This window comes from Adlercreutzia sp. DFI.6.23 (assembly GCF_024462535.1).
In the GTDB taxonomy this organism is placed as follows: Bacteria; Actinomycetota; Coriobacteriia; order Coriobacteriales; family Eggerthellaceae; genus Adlercreutzia; species Adlercreutzia rubneri.
The window spans coordinates 1-292 of sequence record NZ_JANGBP010000701.1 but is presented as its reverse complement, the minus strand read 5'-3'; the positions used below and the strand labels follow the sequence as shown (position 1 = coordinate 292).

Annotated in this window: 1 pseudogene; it reads left to right on the top strand. The window is 55.8% G+C overall.

What is annotated here, in order from left to right:
• Nucleotides 1-292: pseudogene (locus NE591_RS15115) on the top strand (hypothetical protein); the annotation flags it as partial.

Genomic DNA, 292 nt, shown 5'->3' with positions numbered 1-292 from the left:
AAAGAAAGGAGCCGGAAAAACCAGAAAAACCAGGGAAACCGGAAAAACCGGAACGGCCGGTACCGGATGATGACAGAGAAACGGAACCGGAAACGCCAGATGAGACAGAGACTCCGGAAACTGAGCCGACGGAGGAGCCCAGGAAAAAAGGAATCATAACTGCCCGGTATGAGATCGAGTTGGATGGCAGAGGGGAGCTTCGGATCAGCCGCCCATCCAGGATCCGGACAAAGATCCCAAGGGCAGGAGACCAGCAAAGGCCCTGGGTATATGGAGCCCTGGCTGTTCTGGG